The organism is Pseudomonas sp. R25(2017), from assembly GCF_002112565.1.
GTDB lineage: Bacteria > Pseudomonadota > Gammaproteobacteria > Pseudomonadales > Pseudomonadaceae > Aquipseudomonas > Aquipseudomonas ekonensis.
The window spans coordinates 38,585-58,672 of record NZ_NEHZ01000015.1 but is presented as its reverse complement, the minus strand read 5'-3'; the positions used below and the strand labels follow the sequence as shown (position 1 = coordinate 58,672).

Below are 20,088 nucleotides of genomic sequence, written 5' to 3'. Positions count from 1 at the left end.
ACAAGTTGCCTCATAGCTTCGGCAACGCGCTGAAATACATTGGCGAGCGCCTTGGAGCACAGCCCCCCGAAAAATCGGTGTCTAGCTAACTAAATTTTTCTACATGGCAACTTTTGGTTACAGACTGGTGATAACCTCGCGACTCCCCTCTCGCACACGTCCGGCCCTCCGATGCCCAGCCAAGCGCCTTTGCTGCTCCGCCACCACCGTCCTTTCATTGCGTTCTGGCTGGCCCGGATCTTCACCGCCAGCGGCTTTCAGATGCTCACCGTGGCCATCGGCTGGAACCTCTACCAACTGACCGGCAATGTGCTCGACCTGGGCCTGGTGGGCCTGGTGGAGTTCGCGCCCCGGGTGCTGTTCATGCTGCACACCGGGCATGTCGCCGACCGCTACGACCGGCGCAAGGTCGCGGCGATCTGCCAGTCGCTGCAGGCGCTGATCGCCCTGACGCTGGCCATCGGCAGCGCCACCGACCACGTCACCCGCGAACTGATCTTCATCCTCGCCTTCCTGCTGGGCGCCGCGCGCTCCTTCGAGATGCCCACCACCCAGGCCCTGCTGCCGAGCATCGTGCCCACCGCCCTGTTCCCCCGGGCGGTCGCCGCCGCACAATCGGCCCAGCAGTCGGCGACGATCGTCGCCCCGGCGCTGGGCGGCCTGCTCTATGCGTTCGGCAGCGTGTGGGTCTACGGCCCGACCGTGCTGCTGTACGTGATCGCCTGCACCCTGATGCTCAACCTGCCCGCGCGCCAGACTCCGCTGAACAAAGGCAAGGCCACGCTGGATTCGTTGCTGGCGGGGATCCGCTTCATCCGCAGCCGCCCGGACATCCTCGGGGCGATCTCGCTGGATCTGTTCGCGGTGCTGCTCGGCGGCGCCACGGCGCTGCTGCCGGTGTTCGCCAAGGACATCCTGCTGACCGGCGCCTGGGGCCTGGGCCTGCTGCGCTCGGCGCCGGCGGTGGGCGCATTGCTGATGTCGCTGTTCCTGGCGCGGTTCGCCGTGGAACGTCATGTCGGCCGGGTGATGTTCACGGCGGTCGGCGTGTTCGGCGTGGCGACCATCGCCTTCGGCCTGTCGACCTCGTTCTGGTTCTCGCTGGCGGTGCTGGTGGTGCTGGGCGCGGCGGACATGATCAGCATGGTGATCCGCGCCTCGTTCGTGCAGCTGGAAACCCCGGACGAGATGCGCGGCCGGGTCAGCGCGGTGAACGGCCTGTTCATCGGCGCCTCGAACCAGCTCGGCGAATTCGAGTCCGGCCTCACCGCCCACTGGTTCGGCACAGTGCCGGCGGTGGTCATGGGCGGCATCGGCACGCTGGTGGTGACCGGCACCTGGATCAAGCTGTTCCCGACCCTGGCCAGCCGCGACCGGATGCATGTGCCGGCGGAGGAAGCCAAGGCCTGAGGCGACTCAGGCCTGCCCCGGCCCCTCTGTCACTTGATGTAGAGCTGGGTCGACAACGTGTTGCGCGGCGCGTTGATCGAGGTGTTGGTGAAGGTGAAGGTGCCTTCCTGCCGGGTGCCCAGGTCGAACTCATAGAGAGAGCCGACGGTTTTGCTGCCGGGGGTGCATTCGGTCAGGTTGCCGGTCTGGAAGGCGCAGACCGGGCTGCGGACGCCGTCCACCTCGAAGCCGTCCAGGGAGGCCTGGGGCTGGCTCTGGCCGTAGCCGATCTCCAGCACATAGACCTTGATGCCCGATCCGCCGTGGTCGCATTGCGTGCGGGACTGGCCGTCTTCGATGTCTTCCAGCCCGCAGGCCGCCGACTGCACCTTGATCACTTTCACTTCGCTCAACGGCGGCGCCGACGCCGCCAACGCCGCCGGCACCGCGGCCAGCAGTGCGGCCGTCAACCCGGCGGTTTTCATCCAGCGCTTGCTCATGCGTTCCATCCCCCAAAAAACAGCGCGCAGTATGGCGTACTTGGCGCAGACACAAAACTTCGCCGACGATCGACACCGACATCCGCCATATTCCCCGCGCTGCTGGTATGATGCGCGGCTTTTTCCGGCCCACAGCAAAATCCCAGGCGCATCCGGCGACCTGTGCTTTGCTGTTGAGGTCGATACATTCACGGCGCCACGCGCGCCACGGGGAGCAGACATGCTGGAAAGGCTGTTTCAACTCAAGGCACACAACACCAACGTGCGGACCGAGATCCTGGCGGGCGTCACGACGTTCCTGGCCATGGCCTACATCCTGTTCGTCAACCCGAGCATCCTCGGCGAGACCGGCATGGACAAAGGCGCGGTGTTCGTCGCCACCTGCCTTGCCGCCGCCATCGGTTCCACGGTGATGGGCCTGATCGCCAACTACCCGATCGCCCTCGCGCCGGGCATGGGCCTGAACGCCTTCTTTACCTACACCGTCGTGCTGCACATGGGCCACACCTGGCAAGTGGCGCTGGGTGCGGTGTTCATTTCGGCCGTGTGCTTCTTCCTGCTGTCGATCTTCCGCATCCGTGAATGGATCATCAACAGCATCCCCCTGCCGCTGCGCTCGGCGATCGCCGCCGGCATCGGCCTGTTCCTGGCCCTGATCGCCCTGCACAACGCCGGCATCGTGGTCGGCAACCCGGCGACCATGGTCGGCCTCGGCGACCTCAAGCAACCGGCCCCGATCCTCGCGACCCTGGGCTTCGCCCTGATCGTCGCCCTCGAAGCGCTGAAAGTGCGCGGCGCCGTGCTGATCGGCATCCTGGCGGTGACCATCGTGTCGATCGTCATGGGCTTCACCCCGTTCGGCGGCGTGACCTCGATGCCACCGTCGCTGGCCCCGACCTTCCTGCAGCTGGACATCAAGGGCGCGCTGGACATCGGTCTGGTCAGCGTGATCTTCGCCTTCCTGTTCGTCGACCTGTTCGACAACTCCGGCACCCTGATCGGCGTCGCCAAGCGCGCCGGCCTGATGGGCAAGGACGGCCACATGCCGAAGATGGGCCGCGCCCTGATCGCCGACAGCACCGCCGCGATGGCCGGTTCCCTGCTGGGCACCTCCACCACCACCAGCTACATCGAGTCCGCCGCCGGCGTGAGCGCCGGGGGCCGCACCGGCCTGACCGCCATCGTCGTCGCGATCCTGTTCCTGCTGGCGCTGTTCTTCTCGCCGCTGGCGGCCAGCGTGCCGGCCTTCGCCACCGCCCCGGCGCTGCTGTTCGTCGCCGTGCTGATGACTTCGGGCCTGGCGGAAATAGACTGGGAAGACATCACCGTCGCCGCGCCGGTCGTGGTCACCGCCCTGGCGATGCCGTTCACCTACTCCATCGCCAACGGCATCGCGTTCGGCTTCATCGCCTGGACCGCCATCAAGATCCTGTCGGGCCGCGCCCGTGAGCTGAACCCGGCGCTGGTGATCCTGTCGATCCTGTTCGTGATCAAGTTGGGTTGGTTCAACGCATGACTTTCGATTCCCAGGCCTACGCCGCACAGCTTGCCGACAAGGTCACGCGCCTGCGTGACCTGCTGGCCCCGTTCGATGCACCGGAGCCTTCGGTGTTCGACTCGCCGTTGCAGCACTTTCGTCTGCGCGCCGAATTCCGCCTGTGGCGCGAGGCCGGCGAGCGCCATTACGCGATGTTCTCCCAGGAGGACAAGCGCACGCCGATCCTGATCGAGCAATTCCCGATCGCCAGCCTGCGCATCAACCAGCTGATGCCGCAGCTCAAGGCGGCCTGGCAGGCCAGCTCGGCGCTCAGCCACAAGCTGTTCCAGGTGGAGTTCCTGACCACCCTGGCCGGCGATGCGATGATCACCCTGTGCTATCACCGTCCGCTGGACGAGCACTGGCACGTGGCGGCATCGAAGCTGGCGGCGGATCTGAACGTCAGCGTCATCGGCCGCTCCAAGGGCAAGCGCGAAGTCATCGGCCGCGACTATGTGGTGGAGAAGCTCGACGTCGGCGGCCGCACCTTCAGCTACCGCCAACCGGAAGGCGCGTTCACCCAGCCCAACGGCACCGTGAACCAGAAGATGCTCGACTGGGCCTTCGAGGCGCTGGGCGACCGTGAGGACGACCTGCTGGAGCTGTACTGCGGCAACGGCAACTTCACCCTGCCGCTGGCCACCCGCGTGCGCAAGGTGCTGGCCACCGAGATCAGCAAGACGTCGGTCAACGCCGCGCTGAGCAACCTCAGCGAAAACGCTGTGGATAACGTCACCCTGGTGCGCCTGTCCGCCGAAGAGCTGACCGAAGCCCTGAACGAGGTGCGCCCGTTCCGCCGCCTGCAAGGCATCGACCTGAAGAGCTACGAATTCGGCAGCGTCTTCGTCGACCCGCCCCGCGCCGGCATGGATCCGGACACCTGCGAGCTGACCCGGCGTTTCGACAACATCCTGTACATCTCCTGCAACCCCGAAACCCTCGCGGCGAACATCGCCCAGCTGCACGACACCCACCGCATCACCCGTTGCGCGCTGTTCGACCAGTTCCCGTGGACGCACCACATGGAGTCCGGGGTCTTGCTGACCCGACGCTGAGCGTCAGGAACGCATACCAAAAAGCCGTCGTGACCGACGGCTTTTTTGTGCCTGCCCTGCTCCCCTCCGAAGGCGCCCTCCCGGCGCCGTCGCCGAAAGCCCTTGGCAAAATGGCTCGCATGCCTTTCACGGTGCCTCGGCATTTGCTAAATACAGGGGCTCATTCCCCGGTGCGAGCCATCATGCAGCGACACTTCGACGATCTTCAGTTGGGCAGCATCGAACTGTTCTGCCTGGCCGCCGAGGCCGGCAGCTTCACCGGCGCGGCACTGGCGGCGGCGGTAACGCCGGCTGCGGTGAGCCGGTCGGTGTCGCGCATGGAGGAACGGCTGGGCGTGCGCCTGTTCGCCCGCACCACCCGCAGCGTCAAGCTGACCGACAGTGGCCGGCGCTACTACGAAGAATGCCGGCAGGCGCTGGCGCAACTGGTCGAGGCCCAGCGGGAAGTCATGGGCCAGCAGCAGGAGCCTTCCGGCACCCTGCGCATCAGCATCCCCACGACCTACGCCCATCACCGGATCCTGCCGCTGCTGCCGGCGTTCCGGGCACGGTTCCCGCAGGTGAAAGTCGACATCCACATCAGCAACCGCAACATCGATTTCGTCGGCGAGGGCTACGACATGGCGATCCGCGTTCGGGCGATCCCCGATTCGGGCCTGATCGCCCGCCACCTGGAAGACGCGGCGCTGGTGATGGTCGCCAGCCCCGACTACCTCAAGCGCGCCGGAACCCCGCAGACCCTCGACGACCTCGCCGGCCACGAATGCATCCAGTACGAACTGCCCAGCAACGGCCGACGGATCACCTGGCTGTTCTACGACGGGGACACCCCACGGGAGGTTCTGGCGGACGGCAATTTCTGCTGCTCCGACGATGTGCTCGGCGGCGTCACCCTCGCCCGGCACGGCGCCGGCCTGTTCCAGACCTACCGCTTCATCGTCGAAAAGGACTTGGCCGACGGCACCCTGGTGGAAGTGCTCAAGCCCTACGCCGGGCGCTCGCGGCCGTTCACCCTGCTGTATCCGCAGAACCGCCACATGCCGCTGCGGGTGCGGGCGTTCATCGATTTTCTGGTGGGGCAACTGCCGCAGTGAACCGGCAGCGTGCGATCACCGCACACAATACGCCGGGAAAACCGGGGACCGATTGACCAAAGTAACCAGGCAGTACAATTTATCTCCACCGATCGAACCCTTCGACCGAAGCCAACAAGAATAAGTGGAGTTGTCCCCATGCCCCCGATCGTTCTGGTGCTCAACGGCCCGAACCTGAACCTGCTCGGCACCCGCGAGCCGGCGACCTACGGCCACGAAACCCTGGCCGATATTTCCACCCTGTGCGCACGTGCCGCCGACGAGCTCGGCCTGGCCGTGGAGTTCCGCCAGACCAACCACGAAGGCGAATTGCTCGACTGGATCCACGGCGCCCGCAACCGTTGCGCCGGCATCGTCATCAATCCCGCGGCGTGGACACACACCTCGGTGGCGATCCGCGACGCGCTGGTGGCCAGCGAACTGCCGGTGATCGAGGTGCACTTGTCCAACGTCCATGCCCGCGAGCCGTTCCGCCACCACTCCTTCGTCTCCGCCATCGCCACTGCCGTAATGTGCGGCTTCGGCAGCCACGGCTATCGTCTGGCCCTGGAGCATTTCGGCCACCGGTTCAAAGGAGCGCGCGCATGACTCGGCAGAATGCGGTTCTGGCCGGTCTGATCGGCGCAGGCATCCAGGCGTCCCGCACGCCGGCGATGCACGAACAGGAAGGCGATGCCCAAGGCCTGCGCTACCTGTACCGGCTGATCGACCTCGATCAACTGCAACTGGACAGCGACGCCCTGCCCGACCTGCTGTTGGCCGCCGAGCGAATGAACTTCACCGGCCTGAACATCACCTTCCCGTGCAAGCAGGCGATCATCCCGCTGCTCGACGAACTGTCGCCGGAAGCCCGGGGCATCGGTGCGGTGAACACGGTCGTGCTCAAGGACGGCAAGCGCGTGGGGCACAACACCGATTGCCTGGGCTTCGCCGAGGGTTTTCGCCGAGGCCTGCCGGACGTCGACCGTGAACGTGTCGTCCAGATGGGCGCCGGCGGCGCCGGTGCGGCGGTGGCCCACGCACTGCTGAGCGAAGGCGTTCGGCACCTGAGCATTTTTGACGTGGACGCCGGGCGTGCCGAAAGCCTGGCCCTCAACCTCAATCAGCATTTCGGCGAGCGCCGCGCCGTGCTCGGGCAGGACTTGCCGACGGCGCTTAAACAGGCCGACGGCCTGGTCAACACCACGCCGATGGGCATGGCCAAGCTGCCGGGCATGCCGGTGCCGGCGGAACTGCTGCGGGCGCAATTGTGGGTGGCGGAGATCGTGTACTTCCCGCTGGAGACCGAACTGCTGCGCAACGCCCGCGCCCTCGGTTGCCGCACGCTGGACGGCGGCAACATGGCGGTGTTTCAGGCGGTGAAGGCGTTCGAGCTGTTCAGCGGCGTGGCGGCGGACGCGCAACGGATGCTGGCGCATTTCCAGCGCATGAACGGATGAGCGGTGCGAGGGGCCGCCCCTCGCTGACCGTCAGGCTTGCAGGTAGCGCAGCACCGATTCGCAGATCATCTGGCGGTGGCGCTGCTTGATGCTTTCGTCCGGCAGGTCGATCTGGAAGATCTCGCCGAAGGTGTGGCGGTTCGAGACGCGGTAGAAGCAGAACGAACTGATCAGCAGGTGCACGTCCAGCGCATCGAGCCCGGCGCGGAACACCCCTTTCTGCACCCCGCGCTGCAGGATCTCGCTCAGCGAATCGAGGATGGTGTTGTTCATCGCCTTGATCGCGTCGGAGCGCTTCACGTACTCGGCGTTGTGGATGTTCTCGACGCTGACGATCCGCACGAAATCGACGTTGCGGTCATGGTGGTCGAAGGTGAACTCCACCAGCCGACGGATCGCTTCCACCGGCGGCAATTCGGCCAGGTGCAGGCGGCTTTCGGTGTTGCGGATGTCGCCGTAGAGTTTCTCCAGCACCTCGACGTACAGCTGCTCCTTGCTGCCGAAGTAGTAGTAGATCATGCGCTTGGAGGTGTGGATGCGCTCGGCGATCGCATCGACGCGGGCGCCGGACAGGCCCTGCTGTACGAACTCGACGATCGCCTCCTGCAGGATGTTCTCACGGGTCTTTTCCGGGTTGTTCTTGCGACTCTTGCGCGGCTCGGCGACAGGCGAAACGGCGACGGTAAGTTCTGAAGTCATTGTCATTGCGGGCTCACGGCCATCACTGCACAAGCTGGCGATTATGGGCCGCGCGGCACAGTGAAGGAAGCCGAGCAGCCCGTGTTTAATCCCGCGTTTACGAAATACCTACAACTTCGCCTGGCGGGCACCGCCGCTGCGTGCTTTGGCCATCGCCGCCAGCCGCACCGCGACGTTGGCGGCGCCGTAACCGGCGTAACCGTTGCGGCGTTGGATGACCTCGAAGAAGAAGCGTCCTTCGAACGGTTCGGTGTAGACGTGGAACAGCTCGCCGCCCTGGGCGTCGCGGTCATACAGCACGTTGTAGTAGGCCAGCTCGCTGAGGAACTCGTCGTCGAAGTCGAAGCGCGCAGCGAGGTCGTCGTAGTAGTTGAGCGGGATGTCCAGCAACGGCACCCCGGCCTCCTTGGCGCGCCGCACTTGCGCGAAGATGTCCTCGCAGTCGAACGCGATGTGATGCACGCCCGAACCCCTGTAGCTCGACAACGCATGGGAGATCGCGGTGTTGCGGTTCTCGGAAATGTTCAGCGGCAGGCGCACCGAACTGTCGCGGCTGCGCAGCGCCCGGCTCTTCACCAGGCCGTAAGGGTCCGGCAGCACCACCTCGTCGTCGGCCTCGAAATCCAGCACGCTCTTGTAGAACAGCACCCAGGTGTCGAGGCTGTCCGCCGGCAGCGCCATGGCCATGTGGTCGATGCGCTTGAGGCCGCCTCGGGCCTGGGCGCCCGGCACCAGATTGAAGTCGGTGCCGTACACGTCCGCGTCTTCATCCACCAGATAGATCAGGCTGCCGTCCGGCGCGCGGATCGCCGCCAGCTCCAGTTCGTTGGGCCCGACCAGCCCCCGGTACGGCTGGCCCTTGTAGGCCACCGCCCGCGCCAAGGCGCTGGCGCTGTCCTTGACCCGCAGCGCCGTGGCGCACAGCGACGGGCCGTGGGCCTCGAAATAACTGTGGCCGAACGAATAAGGCTCGGCGTTGAGGATCAGGTTGATGTCGCCCTGACGCAGCAGGCTCACGCTCTTGGAGCGGTGCTGCCCGGCCTTGACGAACCCCAGCCGCTCCAGCCAGTTCGACAGCTTGGCGCCCAGGGCTTCGTCCACGGCGAACTCCAGGAACTCGACGCCGTCGTACCCGCTGGCCTTGGGCGTCTCGAACAGGATCTCGCGGCTGGCCAGCGGCAGCGGCTGCTGCGCCAGGCGCTGACGGGTCTTCTCCTCCAGGTACAGCAGCGAACGCAATCCATCCGCCGCGTTGGCGCGGGTCGGTGCGGCGCGGAACCCGTCGTTGAAGATCTCCAGCGACAGGGGACCGGTGTAGCCGCTCTGGATGATCGGGGCGAGAAACCCCGGCAGGTCGAACTCGCCCTGCCCCGGGAAACAACGGAAATGCCGGCTCCACTCCAGCACGTCCATGGCCAGGATCGGCGCGTCGGCCATCTGCACGAAGAAGATCTTTTCGCCGGGGATGTCGGCGATGGCGCTCGGGTCGCCCTTGAGCGACAGGGTGTGGAAGCTGTCGAGCAGCACGCCCAGGCTCGGGTGGTCGGCCTGGCGCACGATGTCCCAGACCTGTTGATACGTGTTCACATGACGCCCCCAGGCCAGGGCCTCGTAGCCGATGCGCAGGCCACGGGCGCCGGCGCGTTCGGCCAACAGGCGCAGGTCGTCGACCAGGATCTGCCGGTCGCCGAGACTGTCGGCCGAGGCGTTGCTGCACACCAGCACCAGGTCGGTGCCCAGCTCCTGCATCAGGTCGAACTTGCGCTCGGCACGCTCCAGGTTGCGCGCGAGCCGGTCGCGGCGGCAGCCCTCGAAATCGCGGAACGGCTGGAACAGGGTGATGGCGATGCCGAGGTCGGCGCACATCTGCCGGATCTCCCGGGGGCTGCCGTCGTAGTACAGCAGATCGTTCTCGAAGATCTCGACCCCGTCGAACCCGGCGGCGGCAATGGCTTCGAGCTTTTCCGGCAGGGTGCCGCTCAAGGAAACGGTGGCAATGGATCGCTGCATCTCTCAACTCCCGGTGGAGGCGTCGGCGGCGGGGATGGCGCCGCTTTTGCGGGTGAGCGGATTATTGGTTCCGATCGGTCGCCAGGCAATTTAAAGTGTACTACCCGGTTAGTTTTTCGTGCGATTATCGAACACAATGCCGGTTTGGCGAATTGACGATCTTTCGGCCGCTGCCCAACATCGACGCCACACCGAGCCCGGATGCGAACCGTCGGTCTCGCTGCGAAACGACCCAGAACACCATAAAAATTTCAAGAAACGGGTGGCTTACATGACTCCTTCCCAAAGCTCACACATGGCGCGTGCAGCCATGACCTCTGCCTCCAGCGGCATCGGCGACAAGATCCGCGGCGCCCTGGCCGTCGGCAAGACCCGTTGGGGCATGCTGGCGCTGGTGTTTTTCGCCACCACCCTGAACTACATCGACCGCGCCGCCCTGGGCGTGATGCAGCCGATCCTGGCCAAGGAGATGAGCTGGACGGCAATGGACTACGCCAACATCAACTTCTGGTTCCAGGTCGGCTACGCCATCGGCTTCGTGCTGCAGGGCCGGCTGATCGACCGGGTCGGGGTCAAGCGCGTGTTCTTCTGCGCCGTGCTGCTGTGGAGCCTGGCCACCGGCGCCCATGGCCTGGCGACCTCGGCGGCGGGCTTCATGGTCTGCCGCTTCATCCTCGGCCTGACCGAAGCGGCCAACTACCCGGCCTGCGTGAAGACCACCCGCCTGTGGTTCCCTGCCGGCGAGCGTGCGGTGGCCACCGGCATCTTCAACGCCGGCACCAACGTCGGCGCGATGTTCACCCCGATGCTCCTGCCGCTGATCCTGCATGCCTGGGGCTGGCAGGCGGCGTTCCTGTGCATGTCGGCGCTGGGCGGTGTCTGGCTGCTGTGCTGGGCCCTCAAATACTTCAACCCGGAAGACCATCCGAGCGTGAAGGCCTCGGAGCTGGAATACATCCAGCAGCAGCCCGAGCCGGAACAGGCCCGCGTGCCGTTCTCGCGGATCCTGCGCATGCGCGGAACCTGGGCCTTCGCCCTCGCCTACTCGCTGACCGCGCCGGTGTTCTGGTTCTACCTGTACTGGCTGCCGCCGTTCCTCAACCAGCAATACAACCTGGGCATCAACGTGACCCAGATGGGCATCCCGCTGATCATCATCTACCTCACCGCCGACTTCGGCAGCGTGGGCGGCGGCATCCTCTCGTCGTTCCTGATCGGGCGCGGCGCCGACCCGATCAAGGCGCGGCTGCTGTCGATGTTCCTGTTCGCCTGCTGCATCATCGGCGTGGTGGTGGCCGCCGGCTCCAGCCACCTGTGGGTCGCGGTGGCCGCCATCTCTCTGGCCATCGGCGCGCACCAGGCCTGGACCGCCAACATCTGGAGCCTGGTGATGGACTACACGCCCAAGCACATGATGAGCACCGTGTTCGGCTTCGGCGGCATGTGCGCGGCCATCGGCGGGATGTTCATGACCCAGATCGTCGGCCACATCCTGACCGTCACGAACAACAACTACACCGTGCTGTTCACCCTGATCCCGGCGATGTACTTCATCGCGCTGATCTGGATGTACTTCATGGCCCCCCGCAAGATCCCCACCGTCACCGAGTGACCTTGAGCGCGGTTCCTTGTGGGGGCTGGCCTGCCAGCCCCCACCCGCGCAACGTTCAGGCGCGGCGCTGCTGCCAGGCCGCCGCCAGTCCGCTGCAGCAGATCACCGCAATGCCCGCGACCGTGGTCAGGGTCGGCGTGTGGTTGAACAGCAGCCAGCCCAACAGCCCCGCAAACACGATCTGGCAATAACCGAACGGCGCCAGCAGCGCCGGCGCGGCATGCCGGAAGGCCTGGGTCAGGAACAGGTGCGCGGTCATCCCGCAACTGCCCAGCGCCAGCATCAGCAGGCCATGCCCCAGGCTCGGCACCTGCCAGAAGAACGGCACCAGCGCACTCATCACCAGCGTGTTGCACAGCCCCGCAAAGAAGTTGCTGGTGGTCGGGCTATCGACTTCGCTGAGCTTGCGCGTGAGCAACTGGTAAAAGCAGAAAAACAGCGCCGAGCAGAACGGCAGCAACACCGCCGGGGTGAACAGCTCGCCGCCGGGATGGACGATCACCAGCACCCCGGAAAAACCGCAGATCACCGCGATCCATTGCCCCCGCGTCACCCGCTCCTTGAGCAGCGGCACCGACAGCGCCGTCACCAGCACCGGGGCCAGGAAGTTCACCGCCGTGGCCTCCGCCAGCGGGATGTACAGCAGCGCCGTGGTGAAGAACAGGCTCGTGCCCAGCAGGCACAACGCCCGCACGGACTGGAGCAGCGGCCGCTTGGTGCGCAGCACCCGCAGCCCCGACTGCGGCAGGAAAATCCCGGCCATCAGCAAGGTGTGCACCAGATACCGCGCCCACACCACCATCACGATCGGGTAGAAGCCTGAGAGGTATTTCGACAGGGCGTCATGGCTGGAGAACAGGAACGTGGCCACGACGATCAGCAAGATCCCCTTGAAGGGTTGATTGACGCCGGAAAGCGGGGTGCTGACGGTCATTGGATATCTCTGAATGAACACTGAACCTGATGAAGCGGGGCACCTGCGCCCGCCCTTGGAACTGACCGGAAAGCACTGACAATCAACAATCTAGAACTCGGTTCCATATTTTCACAGACCGGAAACACAAAACCGTGCGAACAGCGCACATTTTCGCTTCGCCGCTGCTCGCCCCCACAAAATTCGTCAAACGAACAGCTCAGACGCCTGGCTCGCCTCGGACAGTTCCTGGGCGAACGTCAGCAGCAGCGGCGCCAGTTCATGCAGCCGCGCCCCCGGCAGCCGCGCGCTGGGGCCGGCGATGCTCAGCACGCCGATCGCCCGGCCATCGCCGGGATGGCGCACCACTGCCGCAATCGCCGAGGTGCCCACCGCCGAACTTTCCTCGACGCAGGCGTAGCCCTGTTCCCGGGCGATACGCAGGCGTTCGAGCAGATCGCCGGGGGAACGCGGCGCATTCGGCCCGGCCCCGGCAGGCAGTTCGATGCCCTGGCGTTCGACCCGCGACAGCGCCTCGGCATCGCTCATGCACGCCAGCCATGCATGGCCCGAAGCGGTGTAGAACAGCGGTGCCTCGCGGCCCATGTCAGGGTCGTAGCGCAGGCCGGTGCGGGCGCCCTGGGCCTTGGCGATCCAGGTCTGGCGCTCGCCGTCGATGACGCCCAGGCGCACCAGTTCGCCGGTCTCCTGGGCCAGGCGGTCGAGCACCGGCTGCACAATATCGGCCCCGCTGCCCGACAGGTAACGAAACCCCATCGCCACCAGCCGGGTGGACATGTGATAGCGCAGCGTATCCGGATTCTGCCGCACATAACCCAGCCGGACCAGTTCGGCGAGCAAGCGGTGGGTCGCGCTTTTCGGGATGCCCAACTGCTCGGCCAGGGTTTGCATCGGCAGCCCGCCCGCCTCGCTGGCGAGGCTTTCCAGCACGCTGAAGACCCGTTCGATTTGACTGCCGGCCATGGTGAGATCCCAGTGAAATTTGGCCGATTCTAGAAGACACGGCGAGGATTGCGAAATCCTCCCCTCGCCGGCGCAGGCAGCAACCGAACGCCGTTGACGGCCCGCGACAAAAAATTTCCTGCGCAACGGAATTCGCCGGCAGCGTCAGGTTCCTACCCATCGGCAATAGGCCCGACGTGGATCACTGAGATCGGGACTGCTTTCGTCTGCGAATGGACGGACGGCCGGACTGGCGCCAAACTCACACACCAACAACACTGTTCATCACGCAAAAGCAGAGGATTCCCACATGCTATGGAGAAAAGGACGACGCAGCGACAACGTCGTCGATGCCCGTGGCGATGACATGGGCGGTGGCGGCGGGATGCGCTTCGGCGGCGGCAAGGGCCTGAGCCTCACCGCGATCCTGCTGATCGTCGGCATCGGCTGGATCACGGGGCAGGATCCGCTGCAGATCCTCGGCCAGCTCACCGGCCAGATGACCGAACAATCGGCGCCGGTCGGCACGCAAACCCGCAAGGCACCGCCGGCCAACGATGAACAGGCCGAGTTCGTGCGTTCGATCCTCGGCGACACCGAAGACACCTGGGGTGCGATCTTCCAGCAGGCCGGCCGCCAGTACCGCGATCCGACCCTGGTGCTGTTCAGCAACCGGGTCAATTCCGCCTGCGGCCTGGCCACCTCGGCCACCGGCCCGTTCTATTGCCCGGCGGACCAGAAGGTGTACCTGGACATGGCGTTCTTCCAGGAAATGGCCCAGCGCTTCAAGGCGGCGGGCGACTTCGCCCAGGCCTACGTGATCGCCCACGAAGTCGGCCACCATGTGCAGACCTTGCTCGGCGTCTCGGCGAAGATCCAGGCCGCCCGCCAGCAAGGCCGGCAGATGGAAGGCGACGGCGGTCTGCTGGTGCGCCAGGAACTGCAGGCCGACTGCCTGGCCGGCGTCTGGGCGTACAACGCGCAGAAACGCCTGAACTGGCTGGAGCCGGGCGACATCGAAGAAGCCCTGAACGCAGCGAACGCCATCGGCGACGACCGCCTGCAACAGCAGGGTCAGGGCCGCGTGGTGCCGGACTCGTTCACCCATGGCACGTCGGCGCAAAGGGTGCGCTGGTTCAAAACCGGATTCGCCCAAGGCCAGGTCGGCCAGTGCGATACCTTTGCGGCGAAAAACCTGTAAATGCATAGATGGCTGTTGGCTTTATTGTTCATCGCCGGCGGGGCCCAGGCCGCCGGCGTCGATGCGATCAGCACCGGGCGCCTGCAACTCAAGGCCGGGGAAATGGCAGTGGGGATCGGCCCGGCGCCGGCCAAGATCGAGCGGGTGCTGATCGTCGTGCATGGGCGCCTGCGCAACGCCGAGACCTACCGCAAGAGCGCCGAAAGCGCGGCGGAGCTGGCCGGCCAGAGCGCCAGCACTCTGGTGATCGCCCCGCAGTTCCTCAACGAAAGCGACGTGGCGCTGTACTCGCTGCCGCCGAGCGTGCTGCGCTGGCAAGGCAACGACTGGATGGGCGGCGGGTTATCCACAGGGCCGAACCCGTTGAGTTCCTACGCCGCGCTGGACGAGATCGTCGCGCGGGTCAGCGACCGCAAGCAGTTTCCCGACGTGAAGCAGATCGTGATCTTCGGCCACTCCGGCGGCGGCCAGGTCGTCCAGCGCTATGCGCTGCTCGCCAAGGAACCGCCGACGCTGAAGGCCGAAGGCATCCGCTTGCGTTACGTGGTGGCCAACCCTTCGTCGTACGCCTATTTCAACGAGCAGCGGCCGGTGGCGTTCGATCACGCGCAATGCGCCGGCTTCAACCGTTGGAAGTACGGTCTGGCGGATCCGCCGATCTATGCCGGCGGGCAAACACCCGCGCAGCTTGAAGGCAGTTACGTCAAACGCGAGGTGATCTATCTGCTCGGCCAGCAAGACACCGACCCGCAGCACCCGGCGCTGGACAAGAGCTGCGCGGCCAAGGCCCAGGGCGCCAACCGGCTGGAGCGCGGGAAACTGTTTTTCGGCTACCTGCTGCGCCGTCACCCGGAAGGGGTGAACCAGCGGCTGATGGAGGTGCCCGGCGTGGGGCACAACGGCGACGGCATGCTGACGTCGCCGGAGGGGCAGAAGGCCTTGTTCGGCCAGTGATGGCGTCCGCTCAGGCGAACACCATCCGCCGCAGCTCGACGCAATCCTTCGCGTGCCAGTCCGTGAGTTCCGGCCATGGGTTGTCCGGCAGGTTCACCAGCACCGTCCGCGCCCCCGCCGCCCGGCCGCAATCGAGGTCGAAGCGGTAGTCGCCGACCATCACCATCTCGCTGGCCGGCACCGCCCAGGCGTGCGCCAGTTTCAGCAGCCCGCCGGGATGCGGCTTGGGCGGCGCTTCGTCGCGGCCCAGCACATCCTCCACGGCAAAGCAGTCGGCCAGGCCGATGGCTTCGAGCGTGACATGGGCCAGCTCGCGGGCATTGCGGGTCAGGATGCCGAGCCGGTAGCCCCGGGCGTGCAGGTCGCGCACCAGCTCCACCGCGCCGGAAGCCGGGGTCGAGCCCAGCGCCAGATCCCGTTCATGCTCCAGCAGCCAGGCGTGCTTGGCCGCCGCTTCGTCCGCCGGCAAGGCCGCAAGGTGGGTGAGGATGTCGTCCTCGGGCGGAATCGACAACGCCACCCGGATCGCCGCGAAGTCATGCACCGCGACGGTCAGGGTGCCGTCCATGTCGAACACCCAGTGCCGCACGTCCGCCAGACTCATGCCCAGTCCTTGCGGTGGCGGATGAGGCCTTCCTGGGTCACCGACGCCACCAGTTGCCCGGCGCGGTTGAACACGCTGCCCCGGGAGAACCCGCGGGAGTTGCCGGCCCACGGGCTGTCCATCGCGTAGAGCAGCCAGTCGTCGGCGCGCAGGTCATTGTGGAACCACAGCGCGTGGTCGAGGCTGGCGACCTGCATGTCCTTCTGCCAGACCGACTTGCCGTGGGGCAGCATCGACGTGGTCAGCAGGCCGAAGTCCGAGGCGTAGGCCAACAAGTACTTGTGCAGGGCCGGGATGTCGGCCAGGGCGCCGTCGGCGCGGAACCACACGTACTTGACCGGGTCGGCCGGCTGCGGGTTGTACGGATCCTTTTCGGTGACCGGGCGCACCTCGATCGGTTTCGGGCACAGCAGCTTCTCGCGCATGTGCTCGGGGATCAGATGGGCGCGCTGCTGGGTGATCTCCAGTTCCGACGGCAGGTTCTCCGGGCCGACGACCTCAGGCATCCGGCTCTGGTGCTCGAAGCCTTCCTCGTCGTACTGGAACGAAGCGCTGCACGTGAAGATCGGATGGCCCTTCTGGATCGCCGTGACGCGCCGGGTGCTGAAGCTGCCGCCGTCGCGCACGCGGTCCACCGAGTACACCACCGGCAGCTTGGCGTCCCCCGGACGCAGGAAATAACCGTGCATCGAGTGCACATGCCGCGCCTCTTCGACGGTCTGACTGGCCGCCGACAACGACTGGCCGAGCACCTGGCCGCCGAACAGCTGGCGGAACCCCAGATCCTGGCTGCGGCCGCGGAACAGGTTTTCCTCGATCGGTTCGAGGGTCAGCAGATCCACCAGATCTTCCAACACTTGGCTCATTCAGACTCTCCTCACACAAAGCAAAACCGCGCAGTCTCGGCTGCGGCGGGGGATTCAGGTTCTGGCCGGGCCCTTCGGGGCGGCGGCCATTTTAAACGTCCGTGTTTGCTTATCCATGCAAGGTTTGCAGCCACTGCTCGCGGCTGATGCGGTACAGCACATGCCGGCGCAGCGGATGGCCGTCGGCCAGGCGCGGGTGATCGAAATCATCCGCCTCGGCGTGGTGCATGCCGATGGCCTGCATCACTTTCTGCGACGGCAGGTTGGACTCACTGGTGAACGACACCACCTCGTTCAGCGCCACCCGGTCGAAGCCGCAACGCAGCGCCGTCCACGCCGCTTCGCTGGCATACCCCAGGCCCCAGTGCTCCTTGGCCAGGCGCCAGCCGATTTCCACCGCCGGGGTGAACGGCGCGTCGAAGCCGACCACGCCTAGGCCCGTGAAGCCGATGAACTGGCCGGAGTCCTTGCGCTCCAGCGCCCACAGGCCATAACCGTGTTCGGCAAAATGCCCGCGCACGCGACCGATCATCGAGGCGCTTTCCAGTCGGGTCAACGGTGCAGGGAAATAGCGCATCACCTGCGGATCGGCGCACATCGCGGCAAATGCCGGCAAATCCTCGTCCTGCCACTGGCGCATCCGCAGCCTTGCGCTTTCAAGCTCAAGTATCGGCTCCATGGTGCCCCTCCGTTTCCGTGCCGCCAGTCTACATCGCTGGTAGGATCCGTGATTCTTTCCTGCGTGCCTACATGATTTCTCCATGCCATTACCGTTGATCTACCACGACGACTACAGCCCTGAGTTCCCGGCGGATCACCGGTTCCCGATGGACAAGTTCCGCCTGCTGCGCGACCACCTGGTGGACAGCGGACTGACCCGTGACGAAGACCTGCTGCGACCGCAGTTGTGCCCGCCGGATATCCTCGCCCTGGCCCATGACCGCGACTACATCGAGCGCTACATGAGCGGCGAGCTGTCGCGCGAAGACCAGCGCCGCCTCGGCCTGCCGTGGAACGAGGCGCTGGCCCGGCGCACGGTGCGGGCGGTCGGCGGTTCGATCCTGGCGGCGGAAAAGGCCCTGGAGCACGGCCTGGCCTGCCACCTGGCCGGCGGCACCCACCACGCCCACTACGACTACCCTGCCGGGTTCTGCATCTTCAACGACCTGGCGATCATCAGCCACTACCTGCTGCAGAGCGGCCGGGTGAACCGCGTGCTGATCTTCGACTGCGACGTGCACCAAGGCGACGGCACCGCCCGGATCCTGCACGACACCCCGGAGGCGATCACCGTTTCCCTGCATTGCGAAAAGAACTTTCCCGCACGCAAGGCCGAAAGCGACTGGGACATCCCACTGCCCAAGGGCATGGGCGACGCCGATTACCTGCGCGTCGTCGACGATGCCCTCAACTACCTGCTGCCGCTGTACCAGCCGGACCTGGTGCTGTACGACGCCGGCGTCGACGTGCACAAGGACGACGCCCTCGGTTATCTGCAATTGACCGACGCCGGCGTGGCCGCCCGGGACGAAAGCGTCATGCGCCATTGCCTGGGCCGCGACATCCCGGTGGTCGGCGTCATCGGCGGCGGTTACAGCAAGGACCGCCAGGCCCTCGCCCGCCGCCACGGCATCCTGCACCACAGCGCGCAGCGGGTCTGGCAGTCATCCGGTTGTCATTGAGTTGTGCTGCGTTACCCACAATCGCTGTGGAACGGCCTGTGGATAACCTGCGCGAAAGGGACTACAGCCCACGCTGACCCTGGCCTGCAGCGCGATGGTCGTTTTTTGACCAGTGCCTGACTCCGCCCGGCGGAGCCCATGTTGAATCGCAAAAAGCAAACACGGAGGGCGCCAGCCTGCTGGCGATAACGGTCTGTCCGACCCATCGATGCCGGATGTGCCGTCGCCATCGCGAGCAAGCTCGCTCCCACAGGGTTCGCGGCTGGTAGAATGCGCGCCTCTTCCCGCCAGACCGCAGCGCACGCCATGACCCAGCCCGCCTCCACCGCCCCCCACCACGTCGCCATCATCGGCGGAGGCCCCGCCGGCCTGATGGCCGCCGAGGTGCTGAGCCAGGCCGGCGTGCGCGTCGACCTGTACGACGGCATGCCCTCGGTGGGCCGCAAGTTCCTGCTGGCCGGGGTCGGCGGCATGAACATCACCCATTCCGAAGCGTACCCGGCGTTCCTCTCCCGCTACGCCGAGCGCGCACCGCAGATCGCCCCGCTGCTGCGGGACTTCGACGCCGACGCGCTGTGCCGCTGGATCCACGGATTGGGCATCGACACCTTCATCGGCAGTTCCGGCCGGGTGTTCCCCACCGACATGAAAGCCGCACCGCTGCTGCGCGCCTGGCTCAAGCGCCTGCGCGACGGCGGCGTCGTTATCCACACCCGCCACCGCTGGATCGGCTGGGACGCCAACGGCGCTTTGCGCGTCGACAGCCCCGACGGCGAAAAGACCCTCACCCCCGACGCCACCCTGCTCGCCCTCGGCGGCGGCAGCTGGTCGCGCCTGGGTTCGGACGGTGCCTGGATGCTGGCGTTGGAGCAACGCGGCGTAGGACTGGCGCCGTTGCAGCCGAGCAATTGCGGCTTCGAGGTGTCGGCGTGGAGCGATCTGATGGTCAGCAAATTCGCCGGCGCACCGCTGAAGAACATCGGCATCGGCCTGAACGACGACAAGCCGCGCCTGGGCGAATGCGTCATCACCGCCACCGGCATCGAAGGCAGCCTGGTCTACGCGCTGTCGGCGCCGATCCGCGAGGCGATCAACCGCAACGGTTCGGCCGTTGTGCACATCGACCTGCTGCCCGGCCGGCCTGTGGATAAGATCCAGGCCGCCTTGAGCAAACCCCGCGGCTCGCGCACGATGGCCAAGCACCTGCACGGCCAGCTCGGGATCGACGGGGTGAAGGCGGCGCTGCTGCGGGAACTGACCGACGCCCAGACCTTCGCCGACCCGGCGCGACTGGCCGGGGCGATCAAGGCCTTGCCCCTGACGCTGGTGAAGGCGCGCCCGCTGGACGAAGCGATCAGCAGCGCCGGCGGCGTGACGTTCGAGGCCATGGATGAACGGCTGATGCTCAAGGCGTTGCCAGGGGTGTTCTGCGCCGGCGAGATGCTCGACTGGGAAGCCCCGACCGGGGGCTATCTGCTGACGGCGTGTTTCGCCAGCGGGCGGACGGCGGGTTTGGGGATGATCGAGTGGCTGCAGCGCAAAGGCTGAAATCCAATCGCCAGCAGGCTGG

At 66.0% G+C, this 20,088-nt stretch carries 19 protein-coding genes; 11 read left to right on the top strand and 8 right to left on the bottom strand.

Annotation, left to right across the window (positions count from 1 at the left end):
* Positions 1-171 precede the first annotated feature (171 nt).
* Positions 172-1,410 (top strand): MFS transporter, encoded by a 1,239-nt coding sequence (locus CAG31_RS19305; protein WP_085584098.1) that lies wholly within the window; start codon positions 172-174, stop codon positions 1,408-1,410.
* A gap of 29 nt (positions 1,411-1,439) precedes the next feature.
* Here CAG31_RS19305 and CAG31_RS19300 read toward each other — a convergent pair whose 3' ends face one another.
* On the bottom strand, positions 1,440-1,889 hold the full coding sequence (locus tag CAG31_RS19300; protein WP_085584096.1) for a DUF4879 domain-containing protein: 450 nt from the start codon (positions 1,887-1,889) through the stop codon (positions 1,440-1,442).
* Between the two features lie 220 nt (positions 1,890-2,109).
* On the opposite strand from CAG31_RS19300, the gene CAG31_RS19295 reads away from it, so the two are divergent.
* From CAG31_RS19295 to CAG31_RS19275, 5 genes are all read left to right on the top strand, one after another.
* Positions 2,110-3,405, top strand: coding sequence for an NCS2 family permease (locus tag CAG31_RS19295; protein ID WP_085584094.1), 1,296 nt, complete (start codon positions 2,110-2,112; stop codon positions 3,403-3,405).
* Positions 3,402-4,481 carry a tRNA (uridine(54)-C5)-methyltransferase TrmA gene (trmA, locus tag CAG31_RS19290; RefSeq protein ID WP_085584092.1) on the top strand — a complete coding sequence of 360 codons (1,080 nt, stop codon included), beginning with the start codon at positions 3,402-3,404 and terminating at the stop codon, positions 4,479-4,481. Before CAG31_RS19295 ends, trmA begins: the two co-directional genes overlap by 4 nt.
* Before the next feature lie 182 nt (positions 4,482-4,663).
* Positions 4,664-5,575: a LysR family transcriptional regulator gene (locus tag CAG31_RS19285; RefSeq protein ID WP_085584090.1), complete on the top strand. Its 912-nt coding sequence runs from the start codon at positions 4,664-4,666 to the stop codon at positions 5,573-5,575.
* A 138-nt stretch (positions 5,576-5,713) separates the two neighbouring features.
* Complete coding sequence (gene aroQ / locus CAG31_RS19280; protein WP_085584088.1) at positions 5,714-6,163, top strand: type II 3-dehydroquinate dehydratase; 450 nt, start codon at positions 5,714-5,716, stop codon at positions 6,161-6,163.
* On the top strand, positions 6,160-7,014 hold the full coding sequence (locus tag CAG31_RS19275) for a shikimate dehydrogenase (RefSeq protein WP_085584086.1): 855 nt from the start codon (positions 6,160-6,162) through the stop codon (positions 7,012-7,014). The genes aroQ and CAG31_RS19275 overlap by 4 nt, the downstream gene beginning before the upstream one ends.
* A gap of 30 nt (positions 7,015-7,044) precedes the next feature.
* Here the strand turns inward: CAG31_RS19275 and CAG31_RS19270 are convergent, their stop codons facing one another.
* Positions 7,045-7,719 carry a TetR/AcrR family transcriptional regulator gene (locus CAG31_RS19270; RefSeq protein ID WP_085584085.1) on the bottom strand — a complete coding sequence of 225 codons (675 nt, stop codon included), beginning with the start codon at positions 7,717-7,719 and terminating at the stop codon, positions 7,045-7,047.
* Positions 7,720-7,821: 102 nt separating this feature from the next.
* On the bottom strand, positions 7,822-9,723 hold the full coding sequence (gene quiC, locus CAG31_RS19265) for a 3-dehydroshikimate dehydratase QuiC (RefSeq protein WP_085584083.1): 1,902 nt from the start codon (positions 9,721-9,723) through the stop codon (positions 7,822-7,824).
* A 271-nt stretch (positions 9,724-9,994) separates the two neighbouring features.
* Between quiC and CAG31_RS19260 the strand changes: the two genes are divergently transcribed.
* Positions 9,995-11,335, top strand: a complete 1,341-nt coding sequence (locus tag CAG31_RS19260; RefSeq protein ID WP_085584081.1) for an MFS transporter — start codon at positions 9,995-9,997, stop codon at positions 11,333-11,335.
* A 55-nt stretch (positions 11,336-11,390) separates the two neighbouring features.
* Here the strand turns inward: CAG31_RS19260 and CAG31_RS19255 are convergent, their stop codons facing one another.
* Both CAG31_RS19255 and CAG31_RS19250 read right to left on the bottom strand, forming a co-directional pair.
* Entirely contained in the window at positions 11,391-12,269 is an 879-nt protein-coding gene (locus CAG31_RS19255; RefSeq protein WP_085584079.1) for a DMT family transporter, read from the bottom strand.
* Between the two features lie 186 nt (positions 12,270-12,455).
* Complete coding sequence (locus tag CAG31_RS19250; protein WP_085584077.1) at positions 12,456-13,232, bottom strand: IclR family transcriptional regulator; 777 nt, start codon at positions 13,230-13,232, stop codon at positions 12,456-12,458.
* Positions 13,233-13,521: 289 nt separating this feature from the next.
* Between CAG31_RS19250 and CAG31_RS19245 the strand changes: the two genes are divergently transcribed.
* Together CAG31_RS19245 and CAG31_RS19240 are read left to right on the top strand one after the other, a co-directional pair.
* Positions 13,522-14,412 carry a neutral zinc metallopeptidase gene (locus tag CAG31_RS19245; RefSeq protein ID WP_085584075.1) on the top strand — a complete coding sequence of 297 codons (891 nt, stop codon included), beginning with the start codon at positions 13,522-13,524 and terminating at the stop codon, positions 14,410-14,412.
* A complete protein-coding gene (locus tag CAG31_RS19240) occupies positions 14,413-15,366 on the top strand; it encodes a hypothetical protein (RefSeq protein ID WP_085584073.1) in 954 nt (317 codons plus the stop codon).
* 10 nt (positions 15,367-15,376) lie between these two features.
* Here CAG31_RS19240 and CAG31_RS19235 read toward each other — a convergent pair whose 3' ends face one another.
* The 3 genes from CAG31_RS19235 to CAG31_RS19225 all read right to left on the bottom strand — a co-directional run bounded on the left by CAG31_RS19235 (position 15,377) and on the right by CAG31_RS19225 (position 17,515).
* Complete coding sequence (locus CAG31_RS19235; RefSeq protein WP_085584071.1) at positions 15,377-15,970, bottom strand: HAD family hydrolase; 594 nt, start codon at positions 15,968-15,970, stop codon at positions 15,377-15,379.
* Positions 15,967-16,836: an acyl-CoA thioesterase II gene (tesB, locus tag CAG31_RS19230; protein WP_085584069.1), complete on the bottom strand. Its 870-nt coding sequence runs from the start codon at positions 16,834-16,836 to the stop codon at positions 15,967-15,969. The genes CAG31_RS19235 and tesB overlap by 4 nt, the downstream gene beginning before the upstream one ends.
* A 109-nt stretch (positions 16,837-16,945) precedes the next feature.
* The gene (locus CAG31_RS19225; protein ID WP_085584067.1) at positions 16,946-17,515 is read right to left on the bottom strand and encodes a GNAT family N-acetyltransferase; all 570 of its coding nucleotides are present in this window, start codon (positions 17,513-17,515) and stop codon (positions 16,946-16,948) included.
* An 82-nt stretch (positions 17,516-17,597) separates the two neighbouring features.
* Between CAG31_RS19225 and CAG31_RS19220 the strand changes: the two genes are divergently transcribed.
* Positions 17,598-18,518, top strand: coding sequence for a histone deacetylase (locus CAG31_RS19220; RefSeq protein WP_085584065.1), 921 nt, complete (start codon positions 17,598-17,600; stop codon positions 18,516-18,518).
* Positions 18,519-18,788: 270 nt separating this feature from the next.
* Positions 18,789-20,066: a TIGR03862 family flavoprotein gene (locus CAG31_RS19215; protein ID WP_371856115.1), complete on the top strand. Its 1,278-nt coding sequence runs from the start codon at positions 18,789-18,791 to the stop codon at positions 20,064-20,066.
* The last annotated feature ends 22 nt before the right edge of the window (positions 20,067-20,088 follow it).